Source organism: Aquimarina megaterium XH134, from assembly GCF_000520975.1.
Lineage (GTDB): Bacteria > Bacteroidota > Bacteroidia > Flavobacteriales > Flavobacteriaceae > Aquimarina > Aquimarina megaterium.
This window is the reverse complement of record NZ_JACB01000017.1, coordinates 72,782-94,199: the sequence shown is the minus strand read 5'-3', so window position 1 is coordinate 94,199 and position 21,418 is coordinate 72,782. Positions and strand designations below refer to the sequence as shown.

The 21,418-nt window shown below is 30.5% G+C and carries 17 protein-coding genes; 15 read left to right on the top strand and 2 right to left on the bottom strand.

Annotation, left to right across the window (positions count from 1 at the left end; all coding sequences use genetic code 11):
• From Z053_RS32140 to purD, 12 genes are all read left to right on the top strand, one after another.
• The gene (locus Z053_RS32140) at nt 1-1,182 is read left to right on the top strand and encodes an O-antigen ligase family protein (protein WP_025665430.1); all 1,182 of its coding nucleotides are present in this window, start codon (nt 1-3) and stop codon (nt 1,180-1,182) included.
• On the top strand, nt 1,172-2,095 hold the full coding sequence (locus Z053_RS0112905; protein ID WP_025665429.1) for a WD40 repeat domain-containing protein: 924 nt from the start codon (nt 1,172-1,174) through the stop codon (nt 2,093-2,095). The genes Z053_RS32140 and Z053_RS0112905 overlap by 11 nt, the downstream gene beginning before the upstream one ends.
• Before the next feature lie 30 nt (nt 2,096-2,125).
• Entirely contained in the window at nt 2,126-3,235 is a 1,110-nt protein-coding gene (locus Z053_RS0112900; RefSeq protein ID WP_035096069.1) for a glycosyltransferase family 4 protein, read from the top strand.
• Nucleotides 3,236-3,607: 372 nt separating this feature from the next.
• Nucleotides 3,608-5,485 (top strand): asparagine synthase (glutamine-hydrolyzing), encoded by a 1,878-nt coding sequence (asnB, locus tag Z053_RS0112895; protein ID WP_025665427.1) that lies wholly within the window; start codon nt 3,608-3,610, stop codon nt 5,483-5,485.
• A 58-nt stretch (nt 5,486-5,543) separates the two neighbouring features.
• Nucleotides 5,544-7,664, top strand: a complete 2,121-nt coding sequence (locus Z053_RS0112890; protein ID WP_025665426.1) for a bi-domain-containing oxidoreductase — start codon at nt 5,544-5,546, stop codon at nt 7,662-7,664.
• A complete protein-coding gene (locus Z053_RS0112885) occupies nt 7,646-9,229 on the top strand; it encodes an alginate lyase family protein (RefSeq protein ID WP_025665425.1) in 1,584 nt (527 codons plus the stop codon). The genes Z053_RS0112890 and Z053_RS0112885 overlap by 19 nt, the downstream gene beginning before the upstream one ends.
• A 6-nt stretch (nt 9,230-9,235) precedes the next feature.
• Nucleotides 9,236-10,429, top strand: a complete 1,194-nt coding sequence (locus Z053_RS0112880; RefSeq protein ID WP_025665424.1) for a glycosyltransferase family 4 protein — start codon at nt 9,236-9,238, stop codon at nt 10,427-10,429.
• Nucleotides 10,430-10,484: 55 nt separating this feature from the next.
• Nucleotides 10,485-11,636, top strand: coding sequence for an MraY family glycosyltransferase (locus Z053_RS0112875; RefSeq protein ID WP_025665423.1), 1,152 nt, complete (start codon nt 10,485-10,487; stop codon nt 11,634-11,636).
• The gene (locus Z053_RS0112870; RefSeq protein WP_025665422.1) at nt 11,633-12,946 is read left to right on the top strand and encodes a UDP-glucose dehydrogenase family protein; all 1,314 of its coding nucleotides are present in this window, start codon (nt 11,633-11,635) and stop codon (nt 12,944-12,946) included. Before Z053_RS0112875 ends, Z053_RS0112870 begins: the two co-directional genes overlap by 4 nt.
• A gap of 2 nt (nt 12,947-12,948) precedes the next feature.
• Entirely contained in the window at nt 12,949-13,920 is a 972-nt protein-coding gene (locus Z053_RS28460; RefSeq protein ID WP_035096066.1) for a UDP-glucuronic acid decarboxylase family protein, read from the top strand.
• 113 nt (nt 13,921-14,033) lie between these two features.
• On the top strand, nt 14,034-15,296 hold the full coding sequence (locus Z053_RS0112860; RefSeq protein WP_025665421.1) for an O-antigen ligase family protein: 1,263 nt from the start codon (nt 14,034-14,036) through the stop codon (nt 15,294-15,296).
• 151 nt (nt 15,297-15,447) lie between these two features.
• Nucleotides 15,448-16,719 carry a phosphoribosylamine--glycine ligase gene (gene purD / locus Z053_RS0112855; protein WP_025665420.1) on the top strand — a complete coding sequence of 424 codons (1,272 nt, stop codon included), beginning with the start codon at nt 15,448-15,450 and terminating at the stop codon, nt 16,717-16,719.
• A 116-nt stretch (nt 16,720-16,835) separates the two neighbouring features.
• On the opposite strand, the gene Z053_RS0112850 is transcribed toward purD, so the two are convergent.
• A complete protein-coding gene (locus tag Z053_RS0112850; protein ID WP_025665419.1) occupies nt 16,836-17,066 on the bottom strand; it encodes a DUF6341 family protein in 231 nt (76 codons plus the stop codon).
• Between the two features lie 126 nt (nt 17,067-17,192).
• Between Z053_RS0112850 and Z053_RS0112840 the strand changes: the two genes are divergently transcribed.
• From Z053_RS0112840 to Z053_RS0112830, 3 genes are all read left to right on the top strand, one after another.
• On the top strand, nt 17,193-18,113 hold the full coding sequence (locus Z053_RS0112840) for a DUF6427 family protein (RefSeq protein WP_152538302.1): 921 nt from the start codon (nt 17,193-17,195) through the stop codon (nt 18,111-18,113).
• Between the two features lie 329 nt (nt 18,114-18,442).
• The gene (locus Z053_RS0112835) at nt 18,443-19,051 is read left to right on the top strand and encodes a DUF4254 domain-containing protein (RefSeq protein ID WP_025665417.1); all 609 of its coding nucleotides are present in this window, start codon (nt 18,443-18,445) and stop codon (nt 19,049-19,051) included.
• Complete coding sequence (locus tag Z053_RS0112830) at nt 19,038-20,096, top strand: glycosyltransferase family 9 protein (RefSeq protein WP_241459825.1); 1,059 nt, start codon at nt 19,038-19,040, stop codon at nt 20,094-20,096. Before Z053_RS0112835 ends, Z053_RS0112830 begins: the two co-directional genes overlap by 14 nt.
• A gap of 67 nt (nt 20,097-20,163) precedes the next feature.
• Here the strand turns inward: Z053_RS0112830 and Z053_RS0112825 are convergent, their stop codons facing one another.
• Nucleotides 20,164-21,216, bottom strand: a complete 1,053-nt coding sequence (locus Z053_RS0112825) for a ferredoxin--NADP reductase (RefSeq protein WP_025665415.1) — start codon at nt 21,214-21,216, stop codon at nt 20,164-20,166.
• Between the last annotated feature and the right edge of the window lie 202 nt (nt 21,217-21,418).

Here is a 21,418-nt window from a genome sequence, read left to right as displayed (position 1 = left end):
ATGATAAAATATTTGCAATCTTTTTTTAATTCGCCAAAAGCAACAGTCTTTTTTTTTAGTTTTATTGTTTTTACTCTTCCTTTAAAACATAATTTTAATTCTTTAAGCATAATTTTTATATCACTATTTGCCTTAGGTAATTTTTATTTTAACAGGCCCCGCCAAGTTTTACAATTTACAAAAGGTAAAATGTTGACTGCTTTTTTTGTTGTTACTATTTTAGGTATGATTTATACTGATAATACCAAAGATGGATTACAGTATTTACAAAAGATGATCCCTTTTTTAATTTTACCTATTGCATTTAACATGTTAAATTTAGGCAAAAAACAAAAAAGTAATATTCTATGGTCATTTTGTATTAGCTGTCTATTCGTATCCCTTTTCCTTTTTTTTACTAATCTGTATACTTTTTTATATCACCCAGATAATACTAATGTGTGGTATTATTCCGGTTTTACAAAAAGAATAGATATTCACCCTGCATATTATATGATGTTTCTAATTTTTAATACCTTTTTTTTATTAGAAGAGTTTCTAAATACAGTTTCAAAAAGGAGGAAAGTGGGAATTATATCAATTGTTTTGGTTTTTTTGATTCCAATCCTTTTTCTACAATCAAGGACAGGGATGGTTTCTTTTCTTGTAATTTTACTAATTTATTTAAGTATAAATCTTAAAAAGATAAAAAAGAGATATTTAATTACAATTTTCGTATTTATCTGTATTTCTTTGAGTATAGTTTATTATTTCGATTTTTTGTCTCGATTTCTCGAAGCATCTTCATCAATGCAAGAAAGAATGATGATATGGTCAGGTTGGTGGAATTCTTATAAAGAGAATCCCATATTTGGATATGGTACTGGAGATGCCCAAAATGCATTAGATTATGGGAATTATTTGTTAGGAAATAATTTTTTTATTTTTTATGAATATAATAGTCATAATCAATATTTAGATTCATTACTTAGATTTGGATTGATAGGTTTTGGTATTCTTGTGGTTATACTCATTAAAGGTTATCGTATTGCATTCAAACAAACCAATAATCTTTTATTGATTTTTTTAATTTTAGTAAGCATATTTTTCTTAACAGAAAATGTTTTGCAGAGGCAAAGAGGAATTGTGTTTTTTTCCTTCTTCTATTTATTACTTATTAATTTCAATTCTAATGAAGAGTAAATTAATTATAATGTGTGTTTTTCTATTTGGAAGACTAGCTTTTTCTCAAGAGAAAGAGGTTTTTTTAAGTTCTCGATTTCCAATTATTAAAACAGTTTATAATAAAAATTTGGACGCCTTATTTTTTAATAAATTTAATAAGAACGAAATACACTTAAGTACTTTTGATAACAGTTATTCTACTATTTTTAATGGAATTGGATCAGCTGTTTTAGATTTTGATGTATCTATAAATGGCGAATATGTAGTAACAACGAATCAAGATAATTCAATTATTGTTTGGGGAGTTAAGCCCAAAGAAATGTTGTATAAATTTGATCCAGATCAAGGATTACTTCAACGGGTTCGTTTTTTTAATGATACTAGCGATTTCTTTTCAATAGGAGAAAGAGGACAACTTAAAAAATGGAATATAAAGGGACAATTACTTTATGAGTTAAATATTTCAGGAACTACTTTAAATGCTATCTCAATTTTTGATGATAAAATAATTGTTGGAGGGCATGATAAAAAAATAAGAGTGATAAATGATAAAGCACAAAAAATTGTAAGAGAAAAATATTTAGGGAAAATGATTACCTGTATTTTATTCAATAGCGATCGAAATTTAATATATATAGGTGATGACAAAGGAACTCTTCATGTTTTAGATATAAATCTAAATAATATTAATTCAATAAAGTTACATGAAAACATAATAACAGATTTAATTTTGATTGATCATAAATATTTGATTTCTTCAAGTTGGGACAAAACAATAAAGCTTATGACGATTGAAGACTATATAATTCAAAAAAGTTTTTCCGGACATAAAGATTATATTTTTTCATTAACACTTAAAGCTAGGAATCTATTCTCTTGTTCAAGAGACAAAAGAATTTTGAAATGGGACTTAGAAAAGTTTTTAAAGTGAACATTTAATTATAAATCAAAATAACTTTTTATGAATATGAACAATAAAAACATTCTTTTTGTAGGTTCGTTTAGCGAGAAAACAAAGTATAAACATGTAGGAGGTGTTATGTTTGCTTGTGATACTTTAATAAATGCTTTAAAGAATGATTTTAATTGGGTTTTAATTGATTCTACAGCCTCTACCAATAAGCATAGAGGGATGTGGGAACGTTCGATAAATGCAGTAAAAAGAATATATAAGTTGATAAAGCATCTGATTTTAAGTAAAATAGATATAGTTATATTGTTTTCTGCAGATGGATTTAGTTTTGTAGAAAAAGGAGTAATGGCTTTATTGTCTAAATTATTTAGAAAGAAAGTGATTTTTGCTTCACGATCTGGATTTCTTCTAGACGATGTAAGCTCATCCTTATTTTTTCGTAAGTGGGTAAAATTTGTTTTATCCAAAGTTGATATAGTGTTGTGTCAAAGCGAGTTTTGGAAAGAATTTTTTTTAGACTTGGTAGGAGATGAAAACATAAATAAATATGCTGTAATTCACAACTGGATTGATTCGAATTTATATTTCAATAATAGATCAGCTTATATTGAAAGAGCACCTGAAAAAACAATTAATATATTATTTTTGGGATGGGTAACAAGGAACAAAGGTATTTTTGACATTATAGAAGCAGCAGACAAACTAAGAAATAATAAGATTAAATTTATTATTGCAGGTGATGGAGATGCCTTTAAGGAAATAGTTGAAATAGTTGAAAGGAAAGAATTAACCCATATGTTTGATTTTAGAGGCTGGGTTAAAGGAAGTGATAAGTTAGAACTTTTTAAAGAAAGTGATATTTATATTTTGGCTTCTTATAAAGAAGGCTATCCAAATGCTTTGATGGAAGCAATGGCATCAAGTCTCCCCGTAATTTCATCGAAAGTAGGTTCAACACCCGACTTAATTCAAAATAATGTAAACGGATATTTGTTTCAAGCTGGTAATATAAATCAATTAGCAGAAAAAATATTAGTACTTGTTCAAGATAGAGATGAACGAAAACGTATAGCAAATAATGCGAAAGAACGTATAGCAAATAATAACACTATAGAAATAGGAAGCCATAAGTTTAAGCGATTACTTAAATCTCTTTAATAGCAAAATTTTATTAAAAAACAGTTACTGATGTTTTCTTTGAAAAGAGAAAAATGCATGTTTTGGACACAGATGGAGTTTTAATTGTTTAGTTTTTAGAAAAGGTTTTTTAGAATATTAATATAGGGTGTTGTGTTGTTTGTAAAAGATAAAAGCAGAAAACAACTATACTTAGTAGATCTTGAAAAGAAATTAGCTTACTGAAACTTAAGTAATCAAAGTTATTCAAACCCTTAAAAGATATTTTTTTGATGATAAAATTTTTAAACGAAAAAGAGTTTTTCAATGTCATTTTTCACAAGCATTTATCTACTTTTGTCAGATAAATATATTTGCTTTGATTAGAAGTGAAATAAGAAGAAAAAATAGTTTATGTGTGGTATAATAGGGTATTTCGGTGACAGATATGAGCAATTTTCAAATGAAAAATTATTAGAACTATTAACGCATAGGGGACCAGACAATATAGACGATGTTTTAGGAGATAAATTTTATCTAGGTCAAACAAGGTTATCAATAGTTGATCTTTCAGAAAAAGGAAATCAACCTATGATTTCTCAAGATAAGAGGTATGTAATTGTTTTTAATGGTGAAATATATAATCATAAAGAGCTTAGGAAAAATGAGTTAAGTAATGTTGAGTTTAGATCTCAAAGTGATACAGAAACATTATTGTATGGACTAATAAAAGAAGGATCTGCTTTCCTAAATAAACTCAATGGAATTTTTTCCTTTTCCTTTTTAGATATACAAACAGGAGATTTTTTACTTGCTAGAGACCAGTTTGGTGTAAAACCCTTATATTATTTTCTTAGCAAGGAGGAACTTTATTTTTCATCCGAAATTAAGGCAATTAAGCCTTTTATGAAAAAGAAAGATATTGATTTAGGGGCATTGAAAAATTATATAAATTTTTTATGGGCCCCTGGGGAGTTAACGCCGTTTAAGAGTATTAGAAAATTGTTACCTGGACAATTAATACAAGGAAATATATCATCGATATCTAATGTAGAGAAAAGAAAATATTATTCTATTCCATTTAATAACAAAACATTTTCTAACCTAACAGAAGAAAGACTGATTGATTTACTTGATGAAAAACTTAATAAAGCCTTAAGCAGGCAGATGATGTCTGATGTCCCTCTAGGTTTTTTTCTTTCAGGAGGACTAGATTCAAGTTTATTAGTAGCCATAGCAAGGAAGCAGTTTCCTAATAAAAAAATAATTTGTTACACTATAAAAAGCAACCTGAGTAAGGCTGAAGGCTTTGAGGAGGACTTATTTTATGCTAAACAGGTCGCAGAGTTTTTAAATGTTACCCTTAGAGTAGTTGATGCTGGAGTTGATGTTTTGCAGTATTTTGACAAGGTAATTTATCATCTGGATGAACCTCAGGCTGATCCAGCTCCCATTAATGTTTATAATATTTGTAAACTAGCAAGAGAAGATGGTATTAAAGTATTGATAGGGGGAACAGCTGGAGATGATGTTTTTTCTGGATATAGGAGACATCAAGCCTTAAGAATTGAGCCAATTATAAGGTTTTTTCCAAAAATTTTCAGGAAAACACTAAAAATAGCATTGAGTAGATTAAAAAAAAGGAATGCTAATTTTAGAAGATTGTCGAAACTTACTAAAGATATTCATCTTTCTAAGATAAATCGTATGATTGGTTATTTTGATTGGAGTGATAAAAAACTTGTTGAAGAGTTATTTTTAGTGCCTAATGAATATGATTTAAAACAATATTTTTATCAATTAATTGAGCAGATAAAGAATCAACCTTCTGATTTAAATAAAATGTTATATTGGGAGTTAAATACATTTTTACCTGATCATAATTTAAATTATACTGATAAATTAAGTATGGCAACAGGAGTTGAAGTAAGGGTTCCTTTTTTAGACAAAGAACTAGTTGAGTTTTCAACAAAAATACCACCACAATTCAAATTAAAAGGAACAGAAACAAAATATATTCTCAAAAAAGTTGCTGAAAAATACCTTCCAAATGAAGTTATTTATAGGTCTAAAACAGGATTTGGCGCACCTGTTCGTGAATGGATTTTAAATGATATGAATTCTATTATTGAAGAGTACTTAGGTGAAAATACTATTAAAAAAAGAGGTATTTTTAATTATACAAAAGTTCAAAAACTTATAAAAATGAATAAGGAGGGGATAATTGATGCCTCTTATACTATTTGGGCTTTATTGGCTATTGAATCTTGGATGAGACAGTTCTATGACTAGTAATGTAAAAAACTTATTGAGATAGAAAACCTTTAAAAAGAATTTATATTTAAAATAAATGAAACAAATCATACAAGACCTTAAAAACGGAGAAACAATCTTAGAAGAAGTACCTGTGCCTATGGTAAAATCTGGGCATGTATTAATTAAAACAACTAAGTCTCTAGTGTCCTTAGGTACCGAAAGAATGTTGGTAGAGTTTGGTAAAGCTAATTTTATCCAGAAAGCACGTCAGCAACCAGATAAGGTGAAAATGGTTTTGGATAAAGTAAAAACAGATGGTCTTAAACCTACTATGGATGCTGTTTTTAATAAACTCAATCAACCATTACCTTTAGGATATTGTAATGTGGGTGAGGTTATCGCTGTAGGTAGAGGAGTTACAGAGTTTAAAGTGGGTGACAGAGTGGCATCTAATGGAAATCATGTAGAATATGTAAATGTCCCTAAAAACTTAGTGGCTAAGATCCCTGATAATGTTACAGACGAAGAGGCCGCTTTTACGGTAATAGGATCTATAGGTTTACAAGGAATTAGATTACTAAACCCAACGTTTGGAGAAACAATCGTAGTTGTTGGTTTAGGACTTATTGGTTTAGTTACTGCCGAGTTATTATTAGCAAACGGATGTAATGTTATTGGTTTTGATTTTGATCCCGAAAAAGTAAGGATTGCAAAAGAAAAAGGAATTATAGCCATTAATCCAGCAGAAGGTACAGATCAGGTAAAATTTGTAGAATCGTATACCAATAAGATTGGTGCGGATGGTGTGATCATTACAGCATCAAATAAAAGTAATGAGATTATTTCGCAATCTGCCAATATGTGTAGAAAGAGAGGTAGAGTAGTTCTTGTAGGAGTTATTGGATTAGATATAAGTAGAGCAGATTTTTATGAAAAAGAAATTTCTTTTCAAGTATCTTGTTCGTATGGCCCTGGTCGATATGATGAAGAATATGAACAAAAAGGTAATGATTACCCGATTGGTTATGTGCGATGGACAGAGAAAAGAAACTTTGAGGCCATATTAACCGCAATTTCCAAAGGAACATTAGATGTAAAACCATTAATCACAGAACGAATACCATTACAAGAGTATCAAAAGATTTATGGCGATATGAAAAACTCAAGATCGATTGCCTCGATTCTAGAGTATGATAGTACCGAGATACCTAAATCAACGGTCTCTGTTACACAAAAATCTTTTGAAGGTAAAAAAGGGGTAATCGGTATTGTCGGTGCAGGTAACTTTACAAGCTCTACCATACTTCCTAACCTGAAAAAAATTAATGCAGATATAAAGTATATAGCTAGTTCAGGAGGATTATCTTCTACAATTATGGCCAAGCGTCATAATATTGCAAATTCAACCTCTAACTACAAAGAAATTTTAGAAGACAATGATGTTGATTTAGTATTTATCACCACACAGCACAATATGCATGCTTCAATGGTTTTAGAAAGTCTCAAAGCTAGTAAAAGTGTTTTTGTTGAAAAACCACTAGCACTTACAGGTATTGAGCTTGAAGAAATCATAACAGAATACAATACTCAAAATGTAAACGTTTCAGTTGGATTTAATAGACGTTTTGCACCTTTAGCAAAAAAGATGAAGAAGCTTTTAGGAAGTGACAATACACCAATTAATATTGTTGCTACAATGAATGCTGGTTTTATTCCAGCCGACGTTTGGGTACATGATATGGAAGTTGGTGGGGGAAGAATCATTGGCGAAGCATGTCATTATATCGATTTATGTACTTATTTGGCAGATAGTAAAGTAACAGCAGTTTGCATGAATGCAATGGGGTTAAATCCTGAAGAAAATACAGATAATGCCAGTATTCTTTTAAAATATGAAAATGGAACCAATGCTGTAATCAATTACTTTGCAAATGGAAGCAAAGCATACTCCAAAGAACGTGTTGAAGTGTATTCTCAAGAACGTACTTTAATAATGGATAATTGGAGAAAACTAAAAGCTTTTGGTTTTAAAGGAGGTAAAAATACTTCGTCAAAACAAGATAAAGGTCATTATAATCAGTTTAATGAGCTTATTAAACAACAGCAAAAAGGGGGAAAGCCAATTATTCCTTTTGAAGAGATAGTAAATACAACAAAAGCATCTTTTGCAGCTATAGAATCTCTTAAGCAAGGAAAATGGATCGAAGTAAACTAATATTACTTATACATACGGTAAAATACCTTCGATTAAAACAGATTTATTATCAACTGTATTATTTGATTCGAAATAGGTTTTTTAAAAGGAATTATACAAAGCAGTTAAAAAAAGAAATTCTTCCTTTAAATTGGAATGATTCATTTTTGTATCCAAATAGTTTTACAAAAGAAAATAAGTTTATATTTCTTAATTTGCCTTACCAGTTTACAGATAAAATAGATTGGAATTATGCTAATTTCGGAAAACTGTGGACCTATAATTTGAATTATTTTGATTTTTTAAATCAAAAAGATTGTTCTGTAAATGAAGGTCTAGCATTGATTAATGATTATATAAAAAATGAAATCAATTTAAAAGATGGGAAAGAACCTTACCCTATTTCATTAAGAGGGATTAATTGGATTAAGTTTTTATCCAAAAATAAAACCTCAAATGTTGATATTGACCAGACCTTATACAATCATTATGAGACTTTAATTCATAATCTAGAATATCATTTGCTGGGGAATCATTTATTAGAAAATGGATATTCATTATTATTTGGAGCATATTATTTCAAAGATGAAATTTTATATAAAAAATCAAAACAAATTTTGAAACAAGAGCTTACCGAACAAATTTTGGATGACGGAGCGCATTTTGAACTCTCACCGATGTATCATCAAATTTTATTACATCGTTTGTTAGATTGTATTAATCTTGTTCAGAACAACTTTTGGAAAGAAGATAACTTGTTACTTTTTCTGAAAAAAAAGGCAATTCAAATGACTTCATGGTTAGAAGAGGTAACATATCAAAATGGAAGTATACCAATGGTGAATGATAGCACATATGATATTTCGCCTACTTCTGGGCAACTATTTGAATATGCTAAAAGACTTAATCTTCATTGGAATAAAGGTAATCTTATGGATTCTGGCTATCGAATGTTTAGGAACAATAACTATGAGTTGTTTGTAGATGTTGGTAATATAGGACCAGATTATCAGCCGGGTCACGCGCATTCAGACACTTTTAGTTTTGAATTATATGTAAAAAACAAACCAATACTAGTTGATCCAGGAATTTCTACTTATGAGAAAAATGATAGGAGATTAAAAGAACGAGGAACAAAATACCATAATACAGTAAAAATTGGAAATCAGGATCAGACACAAGTTTGGGATGGATTTAGAGTAGCAAAAAGAGCAAGAATTGTTAATCAACAAGAAAAGGAAAATATACTTGAAGCTACTCATGACGGTTATAAAAATTTTGGAATTACCCACACTAGGAGATTTTTGTCTAATGATTATAAAATCTTAATAAACGATATAATTTCTAAAGAAATTAACAAAGAACAGATTGCTTTTTTTCATTTTCATCCAGATATAAAGGAACTAGAGATTTCAAATACCCAAGTATATTTACCAAAGGAAAATATTGATATAAAATTTGACAAAGAATTGCTCAAAATTGAAGAAGAAAACTACGAGTATGCTTTGGGGTTTAATAAAAGAGAAACAGCAAAAAAAATAAAAGTGTATTTTAAAACCACTTTGTCAACCACCATAAGCATATAAAATATAATGAAGTTACTTTTCCTGACTGATAATTTTCCTCCAGAAGTTAATGCTCCGGCAACTAGAACTTATGAACATTGTAGAGAATGGGTGAAAAAGGGAGTAGATGTTACTATAATTACTTGTGCTCCAAATTTTCCAAAAGGAAAAGTGTTTGAAGGGTATAAAAATAAATTATATCAAAAAGAAATAGTTGATGGCATAAAAGTTATACGTGTTTGGACATACATATCTGCGAATAAAGGGTTTTTGAAAAGAATCCTGGACTATATGAGCTTTATGATGAGTTCTTTTCTTGCAGGATTATTCATTAAAACAGACCTTATTGTGGCTACTTCGCCTCAGTTTTTTACAGCAATTTCGGGTCGGTGGCTGGCATTTTGGAAGCGCAAAAAATGGATTATGGAAGTAAGAGATTTATGGCCTGAATCAATAAAAGCTGTCGGCGCTATGAATACAAACCCTGCAATACGTTTTTTTGAATTTCTTGAAAGAAAGATGTACAAAAAAGCGTATAAAATTGTAGTTGTAACCGATTCTTTCAAAGAAATTTTATCTAAAAAACATCATATTGAAGAATCAAAAATAGAGGTGATCAAAAATGGAGTAAACACCACATTGTTTACTCCTATTGCTAAAGAAAAAAGAGTATTAAAAAAATTAGAATTAGAAGATAAAATAATAATTGGATACATAGGAACCCATGGTATGGCACATGCATTAGATTTTATATTAAAATGTGCTCAAAAAATTGAAGATAAACAAATACATTTTTTGTTTTTGGGAGATGGAGCAAAAAAAGAAGAGCTATTACAACTTAAAAAAGAACTAAAATTAGATAATGTTACAATGTTGCCTTCAGTTTCAAAAAAAGAGGTTGTAGATTATATTTCGATTATTGATATCGCTTTGGTAAATCTTAAAAGGTCTGATACATTTAAAAATGTATTGCCATCAAAAATATTTGAACTATGTGCAATGCATAAACCCATATTATTAGGTGTTGAAGGTGAAGCTAAAAAATTGATAGAAAAATATAATGTAGGAGAAACTTTTGAACCAGAAAATGAGAAAGTTTTTTTGAATAAAATCATGATTTTGAAAGATTCACAAAATAAGAAAGAAAATTTTGAAAGCCTTATCAAGGATTTCGATAGAAAAAATCTGGCAAAAAAAATGCTGATGTTTATTGAAGATTAAATTTTAATCTAAAAACTTTCTCTACTTTTACCATATTTTCAAAATTTATAGCGAGTTGAATTTTTTAGAAACAGCAGTATTAATTTTTATAGGATCATTTTTGTTGACATATTTAACAATACCTAAAATTATAGGTGTTGTTTCGTATAAGAGATTAATGGATGCTCCCAATGAAAGAAGTTCTCATAAAATACAAACACCTAGTTTAGGAGGTGTAGCTTTTTATTATACATTAATAATAGGTTTGTTCTTTATTAATAGTTGGGATACCAATGGTGAAATCATACATATCATTCCTGGACTTACGATTTTATTTATTATTGGTCTTAAAGATGATTTGGTGGTTTTGTCTCCAGGCTCTAAGTTAATTGCTCAGCTTGTAGCGGTATCTTTTGTTGTAGCAAGTAGTGGTTTTACAATACACTCTTTGAATGGGTTTTTTAATATAGAAGAAATACCATATTATATTTATTTTCTTATTGCTGTATTTATTATGGTAACAATAATAAACTCATATAATCTTATAGATGGGATAGATGGTTTAGCCTCAATTGTAGGAATAGTTATTTTAATTATTTATACAACTATCTTTTATTTAACTAAGGAATATTTTTATGCTTTGATAACAATTAGCTTAAATGCCTGTTTACTTGCATTTTTTGGGTATAATGTGTCATCGACAAAAAAAATATTTATGGGAGATACCGGATCATTAATTGTCGGATTTGTGATTAGTATTATGACGTTAAAATTTTTAGCTCTAAAACCATCTTCTTCTGCAGAATTACCATTCTTTTTGGAAAATATTCCATTGATTGCAATAAGTATTCTTATTGTTCCACTTTTTGATACAGCCAGAGTTTTTGCTATTAGAATTGCAAATAAGAAAAGTCCATTTTCACCTGATCGCAATCATACCCATCATGTTCTTATAGATTATTGGGGTTTATCTCATAAACAAGCTAGTTATTTAATAGGTGGATTTAATATAATTTTTGTAGTATTATTTATTGTTTTAGGTAGTGCGACTAAGAATTTATGGTTATTCATAACGTTGTTAGTTAGCGTAATAATTTTGAGCTTTATTTTTTTCAGATTTAATTATAATTTTACTTCATTGAAGCAAAAGATTCTGTTTAGAAGAAAAGTAAAAGCTATGAAAGAAAATTTGAAACCCAAAACAAAAAAGGATAAAGACAATAAATGAAGATAGCAGTAATAGGTTCTGGATATGTTGGATTGGTTACAGGAACCTGCCTCGCGGAGACGGGGAATGAAGTTGTGTGTATCGACATAGATAAGAATAAAGTTCAAAAATTAAATAACGGAGTTGTTCCAATATATGAACCACATCTTGATATATTATTTGATAGAAATATAAAAGCAGGAAGACTAAAGTTTACGACTTCTCTCAAAGAAGGCTTAGAACATGGTGAGGTTATCTTTTTAGCATTACCCACTCCAGAAGAAGAAGATGGCTCTGCAGATTTATCATATGTTATTGGTGTTGCAGAAGATATAGGTCGGTTGCTTAATGAGTATAAGGTAATAGTAGATAAGAGTACTGTTCCGGTTGGGACAGCAGAAAAAGTTCGAGATACTATTGCAAAGTATACAACATGCGATTTTGATGTAGTTTCAAACCCTGAGTTTCTAAGAGAAGGCTTTGCAGTAGATGATTTTTTAAAACCTGAACGAATTGTTGTGGGGTCAAGCTCTGATAGGGCAATAGAGCTTATGAAAAAATTATATAAGCCTTTTGTACGATCTGGTAACCCTATAATTGTGATGGATGAAAAATCTGCAGAACTTACCAAATATGCAGCAAATTCTTTTCTGGCAACCAAGATTACATTTATGAATGAAATCGCAAATTATTGCGAAAAGGTTGGTGCAGATATCGATAAAGTACGAATAGGAATAGGAACAGACTCTAGAATTGGAAAGCGTTTTTTATTTCCAGGTATAGGATACGGAGGTTCTTGCTTTCCTAAAGATGTAAAAGCACTTCTTAAATCAGGTAAAAATTCGCAATATGATTTTAAAATTCTGGATGCAGTAATTAAAGTAAATGATAGTCAGAAAATTGCATTATTACCAAAGATCAACACATATTTTGATAATGATTTGTCTAACAAGACATTTGCAATATGGGGCTTAGCTTTTAAGCCAGAGACAGATGATATTAGAGAAGCACCTGCATTATATCTGATTGATGAATTGCTGAAAGAAGGAGTACAGATTAAGGCATTTGATCCAGAGGCAATGAAAAATGTAGCTCATAAATATGGAGATAAGATTGATTTGGTCACTACTATGTATGAAGCGGTTCAGAACGCAGATGCACTAATCATTTGTACAGAATGGAGTATTTTTAGAACTCCGGATTTTGATAAAATAAAAGAAGGACTAAAAAGACCTTTGATTTTTGATGGAAGAAATCTTTATGACATTGTCGATATGGAAAAAGAAGAGATTTCCTATTTCTCTATAGGGAGGAAAGATATTAAATTATAACTATGCAAAAAGTTTTAATTACAGGAGCAGCTGGTTTTTTGGGATCTCATCTCTGTGATCGGTTTATTAAAGAAGGTTTTCATGTGATTGGTATGGATAACCTAATCACAGGTACGCTAAAAAATATTGAACACCTGTTTAAACTAAAGCATTTTGAGTTCTATCATCATGATGTAACCAAATTTGTTCATGTTCCTGGTACATTAGATTATATATTACATTTTGCATCTCCTGCTAGTCCTATAGATTACCTTAAGATTCCTATTCAAACATTAAAAGTAGGGTCTTTGGGTACGCATAATCTTTTAGGTCTTGCAAAAGAAAAAAATGCTAGAATTCTTATTGCATCAACTAGCGAAGTTTATGGTGATCCTTTAGTGCATCCACAAAGTGAAGATTATTATGGTAATGTTAATGCAATTGGACCCAGAGGTGTATACGATGAAGCAAAACGTTTTCAGGAGTCAATTACAATGGCATATCACACCTATCACGGTTTAGAGACAAGAATTGCACGTATCTTTAACACGTATGGCCCAAGAATGAGATTAAATGATGGTCGAGTAGTACCAGCATTTATCGGACAAGCATTAAGAGGTGAAGACTTAACTATATTTGGCAATGGATTACAAACTCGATCCTTTTGTTATGTAGATGATTTGGTAGAAGGAATTTATAGGTTACTTTTTAGTGAGTATGTATATCCCATAAATATAGGTAATCCTGATGAGATTAAAATCAAAGATTTTGCTGAAGAAATTGTAAAACTAACCGAGACACACCAAAAAGTAATTTATAAACCATTACCAATTGATGATCCGTTGCAACGACAACCAGATATTGGTAAAGCAAAAGAAATTTTGGATTGGCAACCAAAAATAAGTAGGTCAGAGGGAATGAAATTAACTTTAGACTATTTTAGGAGTTTCTCTACAGAAGAATTACAAAAGAGTGAACATAGAGATTTTCAATAAAACCTTTTTTGTCGATCCATTATCATAATAGAACTCTTTAAAAATCGTTAGCTATCTCATAATACATCTTATAAAAAGTGCAACTAGTTAAGATAATAAACCAAGCAACCAACATGTTTTATAAAGAAGATCATTGGGTTGTAATGATCTTTTGGAATAGCTTGTATATTGCCTTTTTTTTATTACCATTAGGGATCAATCTTCCAACTCCATTTTTTATAATTTCGATCATTTTTGGGATCGGTATGATGTTTAGAGCTGAAAAGAAATTTGTTCTGGATAAATCATTATTACTTTTTCCGTTATATTTTATTGTGATGTCTTTTGGATTGATTTATACTGATAATTTGATCAGTGGATTCGATTTAGTACAACGATCTCTTTCATTATTATTATTTCCTTTAATTTTTCTTTTTGTTAAAGAAGATGCTGCTACGGTAAAAAAACTATTTGACTTTTTACTTATGGGGCTAATTGTCTCATTTTTCATTAATGTTTTTAAGGCAGGTAATAGCTTAACATGGCATATTATTGATGAAAAAGAAAGCATAGAAATTCTTGTGTTTATAGAGGGAATTGTAAAAAATTGGCATTATTTTTTTGTAGGATCTCTATTTTCCAGATCGGTTAATGCTAATTATATTTCTATATATATATTATTGGTATTAAGTTATTACCTTAAAAACAAGTTGAAATCTCGAATACAGCTAGCAGTAGTTATTCTTTTATTTCTATATCTTTTTTTATTGGCTTCAATTGCGGCTTATCTTATTTTGTTTGTGATGTCGATATTATTGATTTTTGATATTAGGGATAAACAAAAGAAATATACCATGACCATTATTTTTTTGATGGGATTATTACTGTTTTTAAATAATCCAAGGGTATTTGATTTTTATTCCAGAATAAAAGATTTTAGTAATGTAAGAGAATATTATGATACCACAGCATCAGAAAAATCAAGACTGTTGGCATGGGATGCCAGTATCAAATTGATTAAAGATGCTCCTGTATTTGGTTATGGAGTTGGAGATGCAAACGATGTTTTGGTTCAAAAGTATAAGGAGTTAAATTACATTCTTAATTACAAAAGCAAGTATAATGCCCACAATCAGTTTCTACAAACGTATTTACAAACAGGCATTGTTGGGTTTGGGGTTTTAGTGTGTATTTTTGTCATATTGGCAATGCGTATGAAAAGAAGTAGAAATGAATTTTCAGTCTTTTTGATTCTTTTTATATCATTAATATTCGAATCTATGTTAGTTCGATTTAATGGTATTGTATTCTTCTCTATTGTTACTCCTTTGCTTTTAAAAAAGAGAAGTATTTTAAGTAGTAGGATTATTCGCAATGATGGCAGTGAACAAAATTAAAATAAGATATGGTAACATCTGATTATTAGATGCAAGATCGTTTTAATTTGAGAAGCACATAAAAAAATCATGAGTTTTTATATAGAAAGAATTAGCTATACAACTACGAATAAACTATTTTTGGGCTCATAAAAACAAGCCATAATACATCATGAATATTTTAGTACTCGGATCAGGAGGTAGAGAACATACATTTGCTTATAAAATTGAACAAAGTCCGATTTGCGATGCCTTATTTGTTGCACCTGGTAATGCAGGAACGGCTGGTATAGCTACTAATGTAGCTATTGCAGTTACAGATTTTCCTGCGATCAAAAACTTAGTGTTACAAGAGAACATTGAAATGGTTGTAGTTGGCCCAGAAGACCCATTGGTAAGAGGAATAAGTGATTATTTTGCTGAAGATAGCCAATTGAAAAATGTTGTAGTTATTGGTCCATCAAAAGAAGGAGCACAATTAGAAGGAAGTAAAGAATATGCCAAAGAGTTTTTAATAAGACACAATATACCTACAGCAGCATATCAAAGTTTTACTGCAGCTACTGTTGATGATGGAAAACAATTTTTAGAAACTTTACGGGCGCCCTATGTGTTAAAAGCAGATGGTTTGGCAGCAGGAAAAGGTGTATTAATTCTTCATGACATAGATGAGGCAAAAGCCGAACTTGAAAATATGCTAACCAACAAAAAATTTGGTGCAGCGAGTGAGAAAGTTGTGATCGAAGAATTTCTTGATGGTATAGAGCTTAGCGTTTTTGTACTTACCGATGGTAAAAATTACTTAACCTTACCAACAGCCAAAGATTACAAACGTATTGGAGAAGGAGATACAGGGTTAAACACAGGAGGTATGGGGGCTATCTCACCAGTTCCTTTTGTAGATGATATACTTATGACCAAAATCGAAGAACGTATTATTAAACCTACTGTAAAAGGATTAGAAAAAGAAAATATAGATTATAAAGGTTTTATTTTTATCGGGCTTATTAAAGTAGGCGATGATCCAAAAGTAATTGAATATAATGTACGCATGGGCGATCCAGAAACCGAGGCAGTCCTACCGAGAGTAAAGACAGATTTAGTACAATTATTTCAGCATGTTGGAAATCAATCACTGGATAAGGTCACTCTCGAGTTGGATAAACGTAGTGCCGCTGCCGTAGTAACTGTTTCTGGAGGATATCCAGAAGCTTATGAAAAAGGAAAAGAGATTACAGGAATAGATACGATTACAGATTCTATTGTTTTTCATGCAGGTACATCTCTTGAAGGTAGTAAAGTAGTTACTAGCGGGGGGAGAGTAATGGCTATAACCTCATTAAATGAAGATTTTAGAAAGGCTGTTAAAACATCATATCAAAGTATAGAAAAACTTAATTTTGATAAAATGTATTATAGAAAAGACCTGGGATTCGATTTGTAACGAGCATCGCTTTGATATAAGACAATTAAAAAGGCGTTTAATTTATTATAAATTAAACGCCTTTTTAATATTAAATACCTGAGAAATCTTAAGAATTACTTCTTAATCACACGGTTTTAGTTTAGAAATGAATGTGCAGTAGGATCTCTATTCTCCTCATTATTATCATTAAATTTCTTTAATTCCTTCATCCAATATATAAAAGCAGCAAAACCAATAAACATAAACGCCCAATTAAGCATATTAGCACCAAACCAGCTTTCTAACTCTAATGCTCTAAACCAGTCAAAAGGAATAAATAATATGTCTACAAAAAGGGATGCTATTGCTTCAAAAAAATCTTTCATAACTTGTTCTATATTTTTTTTGTAAAAAGTCTAAAGAGGTAAACTAAAAACTTTTTATAAATTAGTTCAATAATACCTAAAGACAATACCATACTATTGTCTGGTGCAAAAATATAAAAAATAGTAGTGTTATCAAGCTTTTTTAGTAAATCAAAACCCATTAATTACATTGCTGTGGCATTGTATATGAGTATACTGTTTGGTATTGCCCATTATAGAAAGGGTTTTGAGGTAGAAAGTAGTCATATCTTGCTAACAGCTACTGGTATTTTTTTGTATATTTTACCAATGTTAGCTCTTAATTTTGTGGCACAAAAAAACAACCTTACCAATAAAGGTACTTTTACAATACTTTTATATGCTTTTCTTACCGCAATATTACCAAATTCTCTAACCAGTTTTCCTATTTTATTAGCAAATGTATTTGTATTACTAGCGCTACAAAATATCCTACATCTGCGAAATGAAAAAAATATTAAGGCCAAAATCTTTAATGCATCAATCTTCATCGGCTTAGCTTCGTTAGCTTATTTTTGGAGTATTGGGTTTATCATTTTGGTTTTTTTAGGAATATTGTTTTTCGATCCCAAAAACTATAGAAATTGGATTATTCCTTTTATTGGGATTAGTATGATCTATGTGTTTGCAAATTGTTTTACACTGTTATTTTATGATTCGTTTTTTGCAATTGCAACTTATGTTGATCCGATATCATTTTCGTTTCATACTTATTTTATAAAAGAACACCTTTTCTCTGTAGGGATAATATCTATCTGTATTGTATTCTTTTTCTCAATATACCTTATCAAGTTTGGTAGAAAAACAGCGAATACAAAACCTATATTACGAGTTGTTATTATCTATTTGATTGTGGCGATTGTAATAGCAGCTATTGCACCAAGAAAAGATACTTCTGAGTTGTTTTTTATAGCAACACCTCTTTCTCTTATTGGTACTACATATCTCGAAATGAATTATCATCAATTTGCTAAAGAAATTAATATTTGGGTATTCATCTTGCTTCCATTTACAGTATTATTGTTCTAAATAATATATGATAAGAGCTTATAGCGTATTACAATCCTCGTTAGAAACATATTATACCTAACTCAACCATATAATTTTTGTTGAGGTAGATTGAATTATCATATGCTAAATACTATTGCAAAATATAATACCTTTGTACCTGCCGAAAAAATAAGGTTGCGCACATATGATTGTTCTGTATATTGTGAATTAATACAGTTAAAACTGATTTTGGAAGAATTGGCTTTAACAACAAATTGCGAGTAATTCGACGCTCATAAAACACAATATAGAAAACATATGAAGATACTTTATAGAATATTTACAATTTCAGAAAAATAATAGCACAGATGTTTACCGATAAAGCAAATTCCATTTTTAAAGAAGTTATAGAAAAATACCATGTGATCGATAGTGTTGATCAAGAGTTTTCAAATCCATATGATAGTAAATCACAGGCAATAGAGCATTTGCTATATCGAAAATGTTGGATTGATACCGTGCAATGGCACTATGAAGATATCATACGAGATCCAGAAATTGATCCAATTGCAGCCTTAAAGCTAAAACGACAGATTGATGCTTCTAATCAGGATCGAACAGATATGGTAGAATATATTGATAGTTATTTTTTAGAATTGTATAAAGAGATAACGCCAAAGACAAATGCTACCATTAATACAGAAAGTCCAGCATGGGGAGTAGATAGATTGTCTATTTTGGCATTAAAAGTATATCATATGCATGTAGAAACGATTCGCGAAGGGGCTACAGATACTCATAAAGCAGCATGCCAAAACAAGTTGAATGTATTACTAGAGCAACAAGTAGACTTGTCTACCGCTATTGATACATTGTTGAATGATATCGAAAACGGGGATAAATACATGAAAGTGTATAAGCAAATGAAAATGTACAATGATGATGAATTAAACCCAGTATTACGTGGCGGGAAGTAATCTAAAGAAATCTAAAAATTCTGAAACGAACGTTCTGGTGATTCGCCTCTCGGCTATGGGTGATATAGCAATGACAGTTCCTGTTTTAAGAGTTTTTAGAGCTACCTATCCCGATGTAAAACTAACAGTACTTACCCGAAAATTTTTTGAACCCATATTCTCTGATATTGAAAATCTAGAGGTGTATTATGCAGATGTAAATAATAAACATAAAGGCTTTATTGGGCTTACGCGATTATCCAATGAATTGCGTAAACAAAATATAAACGCTGTTGCCGATATGCATAATGTATTACGCTCTAATGTACTTAAAACTTTATTTTTGTTACGAGGGATAAAAACAGTTCAAGTAGATAAAGGTCGCGCAGATAAAAAAGCATTGACTCGATCAAAAAATAAGGTATTCAAACAATTAAAAACAACACACCAACGATATGCTGATGTCTTTTCTGCATTAGGTTACCCTATTGATCTCACAACTCATGAATTCCCGAAAAAACAATCGTTAACACCAGAAATTCTTTCTATAACCCAAAATTCAACAAAAAAATGGCTGGGTATTGCACCATTTGCACAATATGATAGTAAGACCTATCCATTGGCATTAATGATTGAGGTAATCGAGACCTTGGATAAAGAAGATAGGTATGAAATTTTCCTCTTCGGAGGAGGTAAACGAGAAATGGATATTCTAAATAATATAGAAAGCAAGTATAAGAATGTAACCAATATCGTTGGGAAACTATCTTTTGAAGATGAGCTAAAACTTATAGGTAACTTAGATGCTATGGTATCAATGGATAGCGGTAATGCACATTTAGCAGCAATGTACGGAGTGCCAACAATTACACTATGGGGAGTAACGCATCCGTTCACTGGTTTTATGCCTTTTGAGCAACCTATGGAACGTGCTGTTTTACCAAATTTGGCAAAATATGACCAGATTCCAACTTCAATTTATGGTAATAAAGTACCTCCCGGTTATGAAAAAGTGATGCATACCATAAAACCAGAAACCGTGGTAGACGCGATTAACAAATTATGATAAAATTGCCGTTACGGGGATTTTGAATATCACATGACTACTTTTCTAATAAGGATTGTCGATTCTATTATACATCATCAAAATCAACAGTAATCGAAGCAGTGGTTGGGTGCGCCTGGCAAGCCAAAACTAGTCCTTCTTCTATTTCTCCATCGGTAAGAATGCTATTCTTTTCCATTACAGCATTGCCTTCGGTGATTTTGCAAATGCAAGAACTACACACTCCTCCCTGGCAGGAATAAGGAGCATCAATATCCTGGTCTAGCGCTGCATCAAGAATTGTTTTTTTCTGATCCATAACAAAACTAAACTCCTCATCATCTACCAATACTTTAATATTCGATTTTCCTTCAAGATTAGTATCTATTTCTGTTGCAGAAGCACTACTAGTAAAGAGTTCAAAATGGATGTTATCTTTGGTAATGCCGTTGTCTTGTAAAATTGAAGTTACTGTATTGATCATTTCTTCGGGACCACATAGATAGAATGAAGTAAAAGAAATGTCTTTAAATTTATTTTTTACGACATAATTTACAGTTGACTTTTCTATTCTTCCAAAGTGTGCGTTATCTTCCTGACTTCTACTATATATAAATTCTATAAATAGACGATCAGAATACTTTGCTTGTAATTCTAATAATTCTTTATGAAAAATAGTCTCTTCTGGAGTCTTATTTCCGTAAACCAAAACAAAACGACTATTGGGTTCTTCTTCAAGAACAGCTTTGATCATACTCATTACGGGAGTAATACCACTACCTGCTGCAAAAGCAGCATAAGAATTATTTGCTTGAGTATTAGGAGTAATTGAGAAATTACCTTCGGGAGTATGAACTTCGAGTACATCGCCCTCTTTTAATTTGTTATTCGCAATAACCGAAAATGTACCTCCGGGTATTTCTTTAACAGTCACTTTAAGAATATTACTTTTTGGAGAACTACAAATAGAATATGCTCTACGTACTTCTTTTCCTTCTACTTCGGTTTTGATAGTAATGTATTGACCTGGAATAAAAGAATAGGCACTCTGTAATGTTGTTGGTACTTCGAATGTTATAGAAACTGCCAGGGGAGTTTCTCGAGTAATATGTTGTATGGGTAATTTATGAAAATCTGACATTGTATTGTACTAAAAAACCTAATTTGAAAACTTCAGTATTAAGAAGAATTCAAAATAGACAGTTGTATGGGTCCGATAATATATCGGAATCTCATTTTTTAAATTTGTGACAAAAATAGTAAATGCAACCAGAGAAGATAGCCTTTACGAAAAAATTTAAGCAGTTCTTAATTGTTTTTTGTAACAAAATCTCATTTTTGAT